Source organism: Stenotrophomonas sp. SAU14A_NAIMI4_8, assembly GCF_003086695.1.
In the GTDB taxonomy this organism is placed as follows: domain Bacteria; phylum Pseudomonadota; class Gammaproteobacteria; order Xanthomonadales; family Xanthomonadaceae; genus Stenotrophomonas.
In genome coordinates, this window is sequence record NZ_CP025999.1 from 2,573,875 (window position 1) to 2,585,920 (window position 12,046).

13 protein-coding genes are annotated in these 12,046 nt (G+C 66.8%); 4 read left to right on the top strand and 9 right to left on the bottom strand.

What is annotated here, in order from left to right; genetic code table 11:
- Position 1 precedes the first annotated feature (1 nt).
- Positions 2–616 carry a phosphatidylcholine/phosphatidylserine synthase gene (locus C1930_RS11870; RefSeq protein ID WP_108749915.1) on the bottom strand — a complete coding sequence of 205 codons (615 nt, stop codon included), beginning with the start codon at positions 614–616 and terminating at the stop codon, positions 2–4.
- Between the two features lie 346 nt (positions 617–962).
- Between C1930_RS11870 and C1930_RS11875 the strand changes: the two genes are divergently transcribed.
- Positions 963–1,613 carry a class I SAM-dependent methyltransferase gene (locus C1930_RS11875; protein WP_108756463.1) on the top strand — a complete coding sequence of 217 codons (651 nt, stop codon included), beginning with the start codon at positions 963–965 and terminating at the stop codon, positions 1,611–1,613.
- A 69-nt stretch (positions 1,614–1,682) separates the two neighbouring features.
- Here C1930_RS11875 and C1930_RS11880 read toward each other — a convergent pair whose 3' ends face one another.
- The 3 genes from C1930_RS11880 to C1930_RS11890 all read right to left on the bottom strand — a co-directional run bounded on the left by C1930_RS11880 (position 1,683) and on the right by C1930_RS11890 (position 3,658).
- Positions 1,683–2,171, bottom strand: coding sequence for an 8-oxo-dGTP diphosphatase (locus C1930_RS11880; protein WP_108753381.1), 489 nt, complete (start codon positions 2,169–2,171; stop codon positions 1,683–1,685).
- A 41-nt stretch (positions 2,172–2,212) separates the two neighbouring features.
- Positions 2,213–2,725 (bottom strand): DUF1249 domain-containing protein, encoded by a 513-nt coding sequence (locus C1930_RS11885; protein ID WP_108749918.1) that lies wholly within the window; start codon positions 2,723–2,725, stop codon positions 2,213–2,215.
- Positions 2,726–2,836: 111 nt separating this feature from the next.
- Entirely contained in the window at positions 2,837–3,658 is an 822-nt protein-coding gene (locus C1930_RS11890; RefSeq protein ID WP_108771831.1) for a pyruvate, water dikinase regulatory protein, read from the bottom strand.
- A 144-nt stretch (positions 3,659–3,802) separates the two neighbouring features.
- On the opposite strand from C1930_RS11890, the gene ppsA reads away from it, so the two are divergent.
- Positions 3,803–6,181 carry a phosphoenolpyruvate synthase gene (gene ppsA / locus C1930_RS11895; protein WP_108749920.1) on the top strand — a complete coding sequence of 793 codons (2,379 nt, stop codon included), beginning with the start codon at positions 3,803–3,805 and terminating at the stop codon, positions 6,179–6,181.
- Between the two features lie 135 nt (positions 6,182–6,316).
- Positions 6,317–7,210 (top strand): mechanosensitive ion channel domain-containing protein, encoded by an 894-nt coding sequence (locus C1930_RS11900; RefSeq protein ID WP_108771832.1) that lies wholly within the window; start codon positions 6,317–6,319, stop codon positions 7,208–7,210.
- Between the two features lie 71 nt (positions 7,211–7,281).
- Here the strand turns inward: C1930_RS11900 and C1930_RS11905 are convergent, their stop codons facing one another.
- The 4 genes from C1930_RS11905 to tadA form a co-directional block, all read right to left on the bottom strand.
- Positions 7,282–8,397, bottom strand: a complete 1,116-nt coding sequence (locus C1930_RS11905) for an alkene reductase (protein ID WP_108771833.1) — start codon at positions 8,395–8,397, stop codon at positions 7,282–7,284.
- Between the two features lie 253 nt (positions 8,398–8,650).
- A complete protein-coding gene (locus C1930_RS11910; RefSeq protein WP_108754824.1) occupies positions 8,651–9,523 on the bottom strand; it encodes an EcsC family protein in 873 nt (290 codons plus the stop codon).
- 138 nt (positions 9,524–9,661) lie between these two features.
- On the bottom strand, positions 9,662–10,234 hold the full coding sequence (orn, locus tag C1930_RS11915; protein WP_108749924.1) for an oligoribonuclease: 573 nt from the start codon (positions 10,232–10,234) through the stop codon (positions 9,662–9,664).
- Between the two features lie 79 nt (positions 10,235–10,313).
- Entirely contained in the window at positions 10,314–10,838 is a 525-nt protein-coding gene (tadA, locus tag C1930_RS11920; RefSeq protein WP_108749925.1) for a tRNA adenosine(34) deaminase TadA, read from the bottom strand.
- 129 nt (positions 10,839–10,967) lie between these two features.
- On the opposite strand from tadA, the gene C1930_RS11925 reads away from it, so the two are divergent.
- On the top strand, positions 10,968–11,171 hold the full coding sequence (locus C1930_RS11925) for a hypothetical protein (RefSeq protein WP_108749926.1): 204 nt from the start codon (positions 10,968–10,970) through the stop codon (positions 11,169–11,171).
- A gap of 46 nt (positions 11,172–11,217) precedes the next feature.
- On the opposite strand, the gene C1930_RS11930 is transcribed toward C1930_RS11925, so the two are convergent.
- Positions 11,218–11,727 carry an N-acetyltransferase gene (locus C1930_RS11930; RefSeq protein ID WP_108771834.1) on the bottom strand — a complete coding sequence of 170 codons (510 nt, stop codon included), beginning with the start codon at positions 11,725–11,727 and terminating at the stop codon, positions 11,218–11,220.
- Between the last annotated feature and the right edge of the window lie 319 nt (positions 11,728–12,046).

The following is a 12,046-nucleotide window of genomic DNA, read 5'->3' on the forward strand; positions in this document are numbered from 1 at the left end:
ATCAGGGCTTGGGAATGCGCAGGGTCTTGCTGATCATCAGCGAACCGGACAGTGCGAACAACAGCACCATGGGGTGCAGCTGCCACGGGCCGATCTGCCACTGCCCGAACCAGATGTCCCGGCCGATGGCATCGGTGCCGGCGGCAATGGCCAGCACGATCACCAGCGCCAGGCTGGTGGGAATGGGCGTGCCCTCGAAGTACTTCACCTTGCCCTCGTCACCGGCCAGCGCCTCGGCGGTCACGTTGTAGCGGGCCAGGCGGCTGACGCCGCAGCAGACGAAATAGCTCAGTACCAGCCAGTCCCAGCCGCCCTGCATGCCACAGGCATAGGCCAGCGCCGCCGGCGCCACGCCGAAGGAGATCACGTCGGACAGCGAATCGAGTTCGCGGCCCAGGGTGGAACTGGATTTGCGCCAGCGTGCGATGCGGCCATCCAGCGCGTCGAAGATGAAGGCCAGCGGGATCAGCGCCATGCCAAACAGCAGGTAGCCACGCTCGCCGTCCTGCAGGAAGCGCATCGCGGCAAACACCGCGCCGGTGCCGCAGAACGCATTGGCCAGGGTGAACCAATCGGCCAGCTGGAATTCGCGCAGCATCGAGAAATGACGTTTCATGGAATCTCACGGGGCATCAAGGGCCACAGGGTACCGCGACCACCGGCGCGGACAACAGCGCGGCGATGACCCGCCTTCACCCCGGCATCACACGCACTCACCTGCGGTGAATTTTTCGCCACCCATCTTGACAGCCTAGGGGGGTGGCGCCTGCCATGGCTTATCCACAAAGTTGCCCACGCGTAATCCACACCCGCTGTGGACAACCCGGTCGCAGAGGCTGCGACGCTGGCTATTTTCTCATCACCACGCTGCGGGGTTTTCCTACTTCCCAACCCGGGCGCGCAGCGCTATGGTCAACGGCGGACCCGCCGCCGCCACGTCCGAGTTCCCCCCTTGACGGACGATGTTGATGCTGGATGCACGTACGCTGGCCGCGCAGTTGCGGCAGCCCCATGGCGAGGCCGCGCTGGCCGTGGCCGAATCGATGAACCGCAGCAACGCGGCACTGAACCAGACCGCCATCGCCCTGCTGGCCGTTGCCGATCACGAACAGGTGCTGGAAATCGGCCCCGGCAACGCGGCCTTCGTGCCGCTGCTGCTGCAGGCCCAGGGCAGCCGCTATCTGGGCATTGAACTGTCCACGGCCATGGTCGAGGCCGGCAACCAGCGCCTGGCGTCGGCAGGGCTGGCCGGCCGCGCCGCGCTGCGCACGGGCGATGCCCACGCCTTGCCGGTCGCCGATGCCAGCATCGATGCCGCATTGGCGGTCAACACGCTGTACTTCTGGCCGGACCTGGCCCCGGTACTGACCGAGCTGGCCCGCGTGCTGCGCCGGGGTGGCCGCGTGTGCCTGGCCTTCGGCGATGCCGCCTTCATGCGCACCCTGCCCTTCACCGATGATTTCCACCTGCACGAACTGGACGCGGTGGAGCTGGCCCTGCGCGTGGCCGGGTTCAGTGTGTGCGGCTGGCGCGCGCACCGCGAGACGGCGGCCGGCAATGACGGGCAGACGCGGGACAAGTATTTCCACCTGCTGCTGGCCCAGCGCCGCTGAGCCACCCCCGCCGGTGTCAGATCGGTAGCGCCGGGCCATGCCCGGCGAGCACTGCGGCGCGCGACCACCTCACAGCCGGCTGAACGACCAGCTCTGCATGCGCCCGTCGCGGTAGGGCATCACCCCGTGGAACGGCCGCGGGTCGGCATCGAACACCAGCGGCAGGAAGTTGCGGTCGCCTTCCCACATCGGCAGCGTGTCCAGCTTGTCCACGTCCACCCACTCCAGGGTGCCCTCGTGGTTGCCGCCGTGCGGGGTGCCCTCGAAGCTGTCGATCACGAACACAAAGCCGAACCAGTCCTCGCCGTGCTTGCCGAAGCCCGGCCAGCTGATGGTCCCGCGCAGGCGCATGGCGGTGCAGTCAATGCCCGCCTCTTCGGCGATCTCACGGCGCATGCCGGCGGCCACGTCTTCGCTGGGTTCGACCTTGCCGCCCAAACCGTTGTACTTGCCCAGGTGGTGGTCACCGGGCCGGGTATTGCGGTGGATCATCAGCACCTGGCGGCGATCGGGCGAAAGCACATAGCCCAGGGTGGCGACGATCGGGGTATACGGCATGGGGCGGATCCGGCGGCGGGTCAGCCCACGATTATGGCCGATCAGCGCACCAGCGACAGGCGGCGCTCGGCCGAAACCGCTGCCGGGCCGTCCGGGTCGCGGCGCAGGGTGGCCACGCCATGGCCGCGCTCGGCCAGGTATTCCAGCCACTTGCCCAGGAAGGTGTTCATGCGCATGCGGTGGTTGATCAGCTCGGCCGGCGGCGGATACAGCCCCATAGTGTCCTGCCAGCGCCGGCCCACGTAGCAGTGGGTGGTCTCGGCCTGGCGGGCATCACGGTAAAGGCGCACATAGGCCGAGGGGTCCGGTTCGCCGGTCACCGGGTCGGCCAGGTCGTAGGTCAGGCGCAGCTCTACCGTGTAGCGGTGGCATTCGATCACGTCCAGGCGCACGTCCAGGCCGTCGCCCACCGAGGACACATAACTGCCAGCGGTCAGTTCGGCCGGCGCGAACAGGCGCACCAGGTGCCGGTAATTCTCGGCGTACAGCCCCATCAGCCAGCTCAGCCGGCTGAGGCGGGGAATGCGTTCGGTTCGGGGCGAGGCGTGGGCCATGGGTCGATCCTACACGTTGGCCATACAACGTGGGGGCACGATGGCCCCGGCCAAAGGGGGCGGTTCAACCACCGCCGGGCATGGCCCGGCGCTACCGGGCGCATCCGTCGGTCAGTACAGCTCGCGCTGCAGCCCCAGCGTGGCCAGCACCTTGCTGGAAATCTCCTCGATCGAGGTATGGGTGGTGCTCAGGGTCGGGATCCGCTCCATCTGGAACATCACCTCGGCCGCGGCCACCTCGCGCTTGCAGGTTTCCAGGTTGGCGTAGCGCGAATTCGGCCGACGTTCCTGGCGGATCTGCTGCAGGCGGTCCGGGTCGATGGTCAGGCCGAACAGCTTGCGCCGGTAGTTGCGCAGGCGCGGCGGCAGGCGGTCGCTTTCCAGGTCCTCGTCGGTGAGCGGGTAATTGGCCGCGCGCACCCCGTAATGCAGGGCCAGGTAGATGCAGGTGGGGGTCTTGCCAGCCCGCGACACCGCCACCAGGATCACGTCGGCATCGTCATAGTTCACCGCGATCCCATCATCGTGGGTCAGGGCGAAGTTCATCGCATTGATGCGGCGGTGGTAGGTGTCGAAGTCGACCATGCCGTGGGCCTGGCCGACCCGGGCCAGGCGCGGGCTGGCCAGTTCCCGCTCCAGCGGCTCGATGAACGGGGCGAACACATCCAGCATCAGCGCCCCGCTTTCGGCCAGGATCAGGCTCAGGCTCTGGTCCACGCAACTGTTCACCACGATCGGCCGAACCTGGTAGCGCTCCCCCGCCGCATGGATCCGGGCACAGGCTTCACGCGCTTTTTCGGGGTCATCGACAAAAGACATTCGGTCGGTAATGAAGCTGAACCCGGTGAACTGGGTGAGCAGGCTATGCCCAATGGTTTCAGCGGTGATACCGGTTCCATCGGAAACGTAGAACACCGGTCGGATGGTCGACATGCGCGCTTTTACCCCCTACGAAGCTTAAAAGGGCCGCCAGCACAAGCTTGTGCCGACGGTGGTCTGCCCGGCATCATATCGACTTCTTCCTACGGACGCGGCCACTCAGCCCGCCTCGGGCGATGGCCAAACGGAGCATCGCGCTTGAACGAGAACATCCTGTGGTTGCACGAACTGCGTCTGGCCGATCTGGCCCGCGTGGGCGGCAAGAATTCCTCGCTGGGCGAGATGATCGGCAACCTGGCCGGTCTGGGCGTCTCCGTTCCCGGAGGCTATGCGACCACGTCTGAAGCCTTCAAGGACTTCATCGCACACAACGACCTGTCCAAGCGCATCTTCGACAAGCTGGCCACGCTGGACGTCGAAGACGTGACCGCGCTGACCGCGGCCGGCAAGGAGATCCGCAGCTGGGTGATCGATGCGCCGCTGCAGCCGCAGCTGGACCAGGACATCCGCAGTGCCTACGCCAAGCTGAGCGCCGACAACGGCGGCGGCGACGTGGCCGTGGCCGTGCGCTCCTCGGCCACCGCCGAAGATCTGCCCGATGCCTCCTTCGCCGGCCAGCAGGAAACCTTCCTCAACGTGACCGGTGCCGACGATGTCGTGCACAAGGTCAAGGAAGTGTTCGCCTCGCTGTACAACGACCGCGCCATCGCCTACCGCGTGCACCACGGCTTCAAGCACGAAGACGTGTTCCTGTCCGCCGGCGTGCAGCTGATGGTGCGTTCGGGCGTCGGTTCCTCCGGCGTGCTGTTCACCCTGGACACCGAATCGGGCTTCCGTGACGTGGTCTTCGTCACCTCCTCGTTCGGCCTGGGCGAAATGGTCGTGCAGGGCGCGGTGAACCCGGACGAGTTCTACGTCTACAAGCCCACCCTGCAGGCCGGCAAGCCGGCGATCCTGCGCCGCTCGCTGGGCAGCAAGGCGATCCGCATGGTGTATTCGGACGTGCCCGGTGAGCGCGTCAAGATCGAAGACACCCCGGCCGAACTGCGCAGCACCTTCTCCATCAGCGACGAGGACGTGCAGGAACTGTCCAAGCAGGCGCTGGTGATCGAAAAGCACTACGGCCGCCCGATGGATATCGAGTGGGCCAAGGACGGTGTCAGCGGCAAGCTGTTCATCGTGCAGGCACGCCCGGAAACGGTGAAGTCGCGCAGCCACGCCACCCAGATCGAGCGCTTCGCGCTGACCGAAAAGGGCGGCAACGTGCTGGCTGAAGGTCGCGCCGTCGGTGCCAAGATCGGCTCGGGCGTGGCCCGCGTGGTCAAGACCCTGGACGACATGAACCGCGTGCAGCCCGGCGACGTGCTGATCGCCGACATGACCGACCCGGATTGGGAACCGGTGATGAAGCGCGCCTCGGCCATCGTCACCAACCGCGGCGGCCGCACCTGCCACGCCGCCATCATCGCCCGCGAACTGGGCGTGCCGGCCGTGGTCGGTTCGGGCAATGCGACCAAGGTCATCGAAGATGGCCAGCCGGTCACCGTCAGCTGCGCTGAAGGCGATACCGGCTTCATCTACGAAGGCCAGCTGAAGTTCGAGCGCACCACCACCGACCTGGGCAACATGCCGGCGGCGCCGCTGAAGATCATGATGAACGTGGCCAACCCGGAACGTGCCTTCGACTTCGGCCAGCTGCCGAACGCCGGCATCGGCCTGGCCCGCCTGGAAATGATCATCGCCAGCCACATCGGCATCCACCCGAACGCGCTGCTGGAATACGACCGCCAGGATGCGGCCACCAAGAAGAAGATCGACGAGAAGATCGCCGGCTACGGTGATCCGGTCAGCTTCTACGTGAACCGCCTGGCCGAAGGCATCGCCACCCTCACCGCCTCGGTAGCACCGAACCCGGTGATCGTGCGCCTGTCGGACTTCAAGTCCAACGAGTACGCCAACCTGGTCGGCGGCAGCAACTACGAGCCGCACGAAGAGAACCCGATGATCGGCTTCCGCGGCGCCAGCCGTTACGTCGATCCGAGCTTTGCCGCCGCCTTCGCGCTGGAATGCCAGGCCGTGCTGCGCGTGCGCAACGAAATGGGCCTGGACAACCTGTGGGTCATGATTCCGTTCGTGCGCACCCTGGAAGAAGGCCGCAAGGTGGTCGAGGTTCTGGCCCAGAACGGTCTGAAGCAGGGCGAGAACGGCCTGAAGATCATCATGATGTGCGAAGTGCCGTCCAACGCACTGCTGGCCGATGAGTTCCTGGAAATCTTCGATGGCTTCTCGATCGGTTCCAACGATCTGACCCAGCTCACCCTGGGCCTGGACCGCGATTCGTCCATCGTTGCGCACCTGTTCGACGAACGTAACCCGGCGGTGAAGAAGCTGCTGTCGATGGCCATCAAGTCGGCGCGTGCCAAGGGCAAGTACGTCGGCATCTGCGGCCAGGGCCCGTCCGACCATCCGGATCTGGCCGAATGGCTGATGCAGGAAGGCATCGAGTCGGTGTCACTGAACCCGGACACCGTGGTCGACACTTGGCTGCGCCTGGCCAAGCTGAAGGCCAACGGCTGATGCCGTAGTGGCATGGGCTGACGTCGTGTTCATCGGCGCCAGCCCATACTGGCAGCACATGCAAACCCCGCTACTGCGGGGTTTGTTGTTTCTGGCGTGCGCGCACGCCGTTGCCGTCCCTGCCAAGGAGCCCCCATGACCGCCACTGCCCCACCCGCCCCCGCCACTGCGTCCTGGTTCCACTCGCTGGACTGGGAGCGCCTGCTGGAAACGTACGGGGTGCCGCTGCTGGCCGCCATCGTGGTGCTGTTGATCGGCATGTGGCTGGCCCGCCGCCTGTCCAACGCGATGCCGCGCGCCACCGCGCGCATGGGCGTGGACCCGATGCTGGGCAGCTTCCTGCGCAACGTGGTCTACGCCGCCTCGCTGGTGATCGTGGTGATCCTGGCCATCGGCACATTGGGGGTGCAGATCACCCCGCTGCTGGCCGTGCTCGGCACCGCCGGCCTGGCCGTCGGCCTGGCATTGAAGGATTCGCTGTCGAACATCGCCTCCGGGGTGATGCTGGTGACCCTGCGCCCGTTCCGCGTGGGTGACGTGGTCACCGTGGCCGGGCAGACCGGCACCGTGCGCGAAGTGCGCATCTTCCAGACCGTCATCACCGGCACCGACAACCAGCACACCACCATTCCCAACACGCTGATCACCGCCGCGCCGATCATCAACCTGACCGCCGAACCTACCCGCCGCGTGGAGCTGGTGGTGGGCATCGGCTACGAGGACAACATCCAGCAGGCGCGCGACACTGCATTGGCGCTGATGAAGGCCGACCCGCGCGTGCTGGCCACGCCCGAACCGGACGTGGTGGTGTACGAACTGGGCGCCCATGCCATCAACCTGGGCATACGCTGCTACGTGAAGTCGGCCGACCACTTCGGCACCAAGGTCACGCTGCTGGAGCAGATCAAGCTGGGCTACGACAAGGCCGGCATCAATATTCCCTACCCGCAGCAGGACATGCACCTGTACCTGCACGGCAAGGACGGCGGCGTGCTGGAAGCCGACGCGCTGGTGCGCGACAAGCCCTGATCGGCAGTGCCGACCAACGGTCGGCACCTACCGGCATCGGTAGCGCCGGGCCATACCCGGCGGATGCGGATTCAGGCCTCGACGACCTCGTCCAGCACCGGGTAGTCGGTGTAGCCGGTCGCTCCGCCACCGAAGTAGGTCGCGCGGTCCGGTGCGTTCAACGCCGCCCCGGTACGCAGCCGCTCGGGCAGGTCCGGGTTGGCAATGAACGGCCTGCCGAACCCGATCAGATCGGCCCAGCCCTCGGCCAGCGCCTGTTCGGCGCGCTCGGCACTGTACTTGCCGGCATAGATCAGCGTGCCCGGGTACACCATCCGCAGCGCCTGCTTGAACGCCACCGGCATCTCCGGTGCGTCTTCCCAGTCGGCCTCGGCAATGTGCGCGTAGCCCACACCCAGCTGGCCCAGCAGGTGCGCAGCGGCCAGATAGGTCGCCTGCGGCGTGTCATCCACCGCACCCTGCAGGGTGGTCAGCGGCGCCAGCCGCACGCCCACGCGATCACCACCGGCCACCGCCACCACCGCCTGCACCACCTCGCGCAGGAAGCGCAGGCGGTTCTGCAGCGCGCCACCGTAGCCATCGGTGCGCTGGTTGGCCTGCGAATCGATGAACTGGTTGATCAGGTAGCCATTGGCGCCATGCAGCTCCACGCCATCGAATCCGGCGGCCAGCGCATTACGGGTGGCCTGGGCGTAATCGGCGATGATGCCGGGAATCTCGTCCTCGGCCAGCGCGCGCGGCATCGAGTGCTGCAGCATCTCGCCCACGCCGGCGTCCGGGCCGGCACCGGTCGGGTCCACGAACACCTTCACGCCCTCGGCCCGCAGCGCCGACGAAGACACCGGCGCGGCGCCGTCGGGTTGCAGGGCCACGTGCGAAACGCGGCCCACATGCCACAGCTGCGCGTAGATGCGGCCACCGGCGGCGTGCACCGCGTCGGTCACCTGCCGCCAGCCCTGCACCTGCTCGGCGCTGTGGATGCCCGGCGTCCACGCATAGCCCTGGCCCTGCGGGCTGATCTGCGTGCCTTCGCTCACGATCAGCCCCGCGCTGGCACGCTGCGCGTAGTACTGCGCCATCTGCGCGGTGGCGACATTGCCAGCCGCCGCCCGCGAGCGGGTCATCGGCGGCATCACGATACGGTTGGGCAGGCGCAACGGGCCCAGGCGGTAGGGGGTGAACAACATGGCAGCATCTCGTGCGGGGGACTGCCCACAAGAGTGGGGGTACCGCGCACGGCGCAACAGACGCAGTCTGGCAAAACAGTTGTGCCGCTCAGGCAAGGATGAACGGTAGAGTCGACCGTTGGTCGACTATCGCGCGCAGCGCGGGCTTTCAGGACCGGTCGGCCAAAAGCAGTCGACCAACGGTCGACTCTACCGTCAACGCTGCGCGGATACAGCGGGCAAGGATGAAGGCCGCCCCCGCGGTGCTGCACGGTTACAGCGTCGGCTCGATCAACGCCCCGCCATGGGCAATGCGGTCGTAGCACGCGCGCACCACATCTTCGCCGTACTTCAGCTCCAGTCGGCGCACGATGAAATGGCCGCGCGCCATGTCCTGGTAGTAGTCGGTGAACATCGTATTGAGCGTCGCACCCGCCGCGGCGCCGACAATCGGCACCGCCTGCGCGGCGAACTTTTCAGTCACCACCACGCCGAAGCGGGCCGCCACTTTCTCCACCAGCTTGGCCAGCAGCTTGCCAGCTTCCTTCGGTGCCACGCCCAGGGTCAGGTCGCGCCCGGTCACCACGCGCCCAGCAAGTTCGGCCGACAGATGCCGCATCACATCGGTGGTGAAGCCGCGCGCCAGGTAATAGCCGGTTTCGCTGGCATCGTCACGCGGCGAATTGCCGCCCAGTGCGAACACCTCCAGGCAGGCCTGGCGCGTGCTGAACTGCGACAGGTCGAAGCCTTCGCTGCGGGCGACATCGGCCACCGCGCGCATCATGATCGTTGTCGACACCGGCAGTTCGATGAACAGCGCGGCGAAGCCGAACGCACCACCCACCGCGCCGGACGTGGCCGCGGCCAGCTTGTGCCAGCGCGTAGACGCGGATTTGCCCGGCGTGTTGCCCATGCTCCACAACGCCGCCTGCGCGGACTTGGACAAGGCGGCCTGCACGGCGCCATGGATGCGCCCAGACACCGCGGTCGGCAACGCCTTCACCGCAAATTCCAGCGGCGTGCCCACCAGGTTGGCCATGCGCGCAGTGATCGTAGGCGCCTCCAGCAGGGCGACCGCCCGCTGCAGGTCGCCCCAGTCCTGGGCATCGTGGGCAATATCGCGCGGCAGCAGGATCGGCTCGTTCATGGGGCCGATCATAGCGCCGGGAAGTTGAACGGATCGTCGCGGACACGCGGCCCGGCGTTACTGGGGGCAGAGCCCTTTCCGCTGGAAAGGGATCCGACCCCGGGAATGGGTAGCGCCGGGCCATGCCCGGCCACCTGCTCAGGCGACCGGCAGGCCCGACAGCTCGCCCATGAACTGGCGGTAATGGCGCAGTTCGGCGATGGAATCGTGCACATCGCTCAGCGCGGTGTGGTTGCTGTTCTTGGTCAGGCCCGCGGCCACGCTCGGTGCCCAGCGCTTGGCCAGTTCCTTCACCGTGGACACGTCCAGATTGCGGTAATGGAAATACTTTTCCAGCCGCGGCATCTGCCGGTGCAGGAAGCGGCGATCCTGGCAGATCGAGTTGCCGCTCATTGGCGAGGCGCCGGCCGGAATCCACTGCGCCAGGAAGTTGATGGTCTGCGCTTCGGCCTGGCCCAGCGTAGTGGTGCTGTCCAGCACGCGCTGCCACAGCCCGGAACGGCGGTGCTGGTTGCGGTTCCATTCGTCCATCGCCTCCAGCGTTTCCAGCGGGTGGTGAATGGCGAATTCCGGGCCTTCGGCCAGCACGTTCAACTGCGCGTCGGTCACAACCGTGGCGATCTCGATGATCGAATCGTTGTCGGTATCCAACCCGGTCATTTCCAGGTCGATCCAGATCAGTCGCTCGTTGCTCGCGCCGTTGTCGGCCATCGTGTCGTCTCGTTGCCGGGCAGGCACGTGGCCCGCCGCAGGAATAGGAAAGGGGGCGACCATCATACCCTTTCGCTGCTCAGGCCTCGTCGGCGTGGTTTTCCAGCAGCAACGGTGGCTTGCCACGCTTGGCGCGGAAGTAGTTGGTCAGGCGGAGGCTGGCCTCCTTGGCCAGCACGCCGCCATGGATCTCCACCCGGTGGTTGTGTCGCGCATCGCCCAGCAGGTCGAAGACGCTGCCGCAGGCGCCGGTCTTCGGGTCGCTGGCGCCATAGACCAGGCGCGACACGCGCGCATGCACGATGGCCATGGCGCACATGGCACACGGCTCCAGCGTCACGTACAGGGTGCTGCCCACCAGACGGTGGTTGGCCAGCACCCGGCCGCCCTCGCGCATGGCGACGATTTCGGCATGCGCGCTGGGGTCGTGGCTGGCGATGTTGAGGTTCCAGCCCTCGCCCAGCACCTGGCCATCGGCGCCTACCAGCACCGCGCCCACCGGAATCTCATCGAACACGTGCTGCGCGCGCTCGGCCAGCGCCAGCGCGTGGCGCATCCAGTGTTCGTCAGCATCGTGCACGGGCACGCCCAGGGAATCGCTCATGGTGGTTCTCGCAGTGAAGACCCGGCCACGCCGGACGGCCGGCATTGTACGCCCCGGGCGCGTGCAGGCCGGGTGGCCGGCCGCCCACAATGCTAGATTCGACGTTTTCCCAAGGAAGGAGTGCCCGCAATGGGGGGTCAGATTCTGTTCTTCATCTTCGCCACCGTCATGAGCGTGGTGTGGATCCTGGTGCCGTTCGCGATCTTCGGTGTGCGCAGCCTCATGCGTGAACTGCTGGCCGAACAACGCCGCACCAATGAACTGCTGACGCACATCGGTGGCTACCGCATTCCGCCGCCGGCGCCGGAACCGCGCCCGTGGCAGGCGCCGTGAAGCCGGGGTCAGAGCCGCGCTCCGTCGGAAAACGGATCTGACCCCATCACAGCGGCGCAGTCGCCTCGAACGCCGGCGAATAGCGCACCTCGCCCTGCGCCATCGGCGGCTGCAGGCACAGGGCCTGGAAGTACTCCGCAGGCACCCCCGGCAGGATCAGCCCCGGTTCGGCGCGGAAACCAAACCGACCGTAGTAGGCCGGCTCGCCCAGCAGCACGCAGCCGTGCGCCTGCTGGCTGCGCAGTGCATCGATCGCGGCCTGCATCAACGCCGCGCCCACACCCTGCCCCTGCCGGGCCGGCAGCACGGAAATGGGCCCCAGGCCAAACCAGCCGGTACTGCCGTCGCTCACCGCAACTGGCGACACCGCCACATGGCCGACCACCGCACCGTCCTGCTCGGCCACCAGCGACACCGTCAGTTCGCCCCGGTCGCGCAGCGCGTCCACGATGAGCTGCTCGGTATGGCTGCTGTGCTCGGCCTGGCGGAAGGCGGCCTCGGTCAGGGCGTGAATGGCGGCCACGTCGGCCGGTTGTTCGGGGCGGATCAAGGGCATCTGGGGAACTCCATGGAAGCGCGCACACCATGGCCCCAGGCGCGGATTCACGCAACCGTTACCTCCACCGCGCAATGCGCCCCGCGTGAATTGTTGATACACCTCACGAATTGAGACACCCGTCCGCAGCCGGTTCCAGCGTGCTGCAGCATGCGCAAGCCCTTGTGCAAACAGGCATTTCCACGGCATCGGCTGGGCTGCTTGCGTCAAATTCATGACGGAACCAGGCCGCAAGCGGTGGCAGCGTGTCGTCATGGCCTCCCATAATCAAAACTCCCGTCCCCAAGGAAAGGAGACCTGCCGTGCACATTGCGTTGGC

What these genes read in the sequence shown, in the direction of transcription:
- C1930_RS11885 (WP_108749918.1), bottom strand. Translation starts at nt 2,725, where the DNA reads ATGGCCCACGCCTCGCCCCGAACCGAACGCATTCCCCGCCTCAGCCGG.
- orn (WP_108749924.1), bottom strand. Translation starts at nt 10,234, where the DNA reads ATGGCCGACAACGGCGCGAGCAACGAGCGACTGATCTGGATCGACCTG.
- C1930_RS11880 (WP_108753381.1), bottom strand. Translation starts at nt 2,171, where the DNA reads ATGCCGTATACCCCGATCGTCGCCACCCTGGGCTATGTGCTTTCGCCC.
- C1930_RS11910 (WP_108754824.1), bottom strand. Translation starts at nt 9,523, where the DNA reads ATGAACGAGCCGATCCTGCTGCCGCGCGATATTGCCCACGATGCCCAG.
- C1930_RS11925 (WP_108749926.1), top strand. Translation starts at nt 10,968, where the DNA reads ATGGGGGGTCAGATTCTGTTCTTCATCTTCGCCACCGTCATGAGCGTG.
- C1930_RS11930 (WP_108771834.1), bottom strand. Translation starts at nt 11,727, where the DNA reads ATGCCCTTGATCCGCCCCGAACAACCGGCCGACGTGGCCGCCATTCAC.
- C1930_RS11900 (WP_108771832.1), top strand. Translation starts at nt 6,317, where the DNA reads ATGACCGCCACTGCCCCACCCGCCCCCGCCACTGCGTCCTGGTTCCAC.
- C1930_RS11890 (WP_108771831.1), bottom strand. Translation starts at nt 3,658, where the DNA reads ATGTCGACCATCCGACCGGTGTTCTACGTTTCCGATGGAACCGGTATC.
- C1930_RS11875 (WP_108756463.1), top strand. Translation starts at nt 963, where the DNA reads ATGTTGATGCTGGATGCACGTACGCTGGCCGCGCAGTTGCGGCAGCCC.
- C1930_RS11905 (WP_108771833.1), bottom strand. Translation starts at nt 8,397, where the DNA reads ATGTTGTTCACCCCCTACCGCCTGGGCCCGTTGCGCCTGCCCAACCGT.
- tadA (WP_108749925.1), bottom strand. Translation starts at nt 10,838, where the DNA reads ATGAGCGATTCCCTGGGCGTGCCCGTGCACGATGCTGACGAACACTGG.
- C1930_RS11870 (WP_108749915.1), bottom strand. Translation starts at nt 616, where the DNA reads ATGAAACGTCATTTCTCGATGCTGCGCGAATTCCAGCTGGCCGATTGG.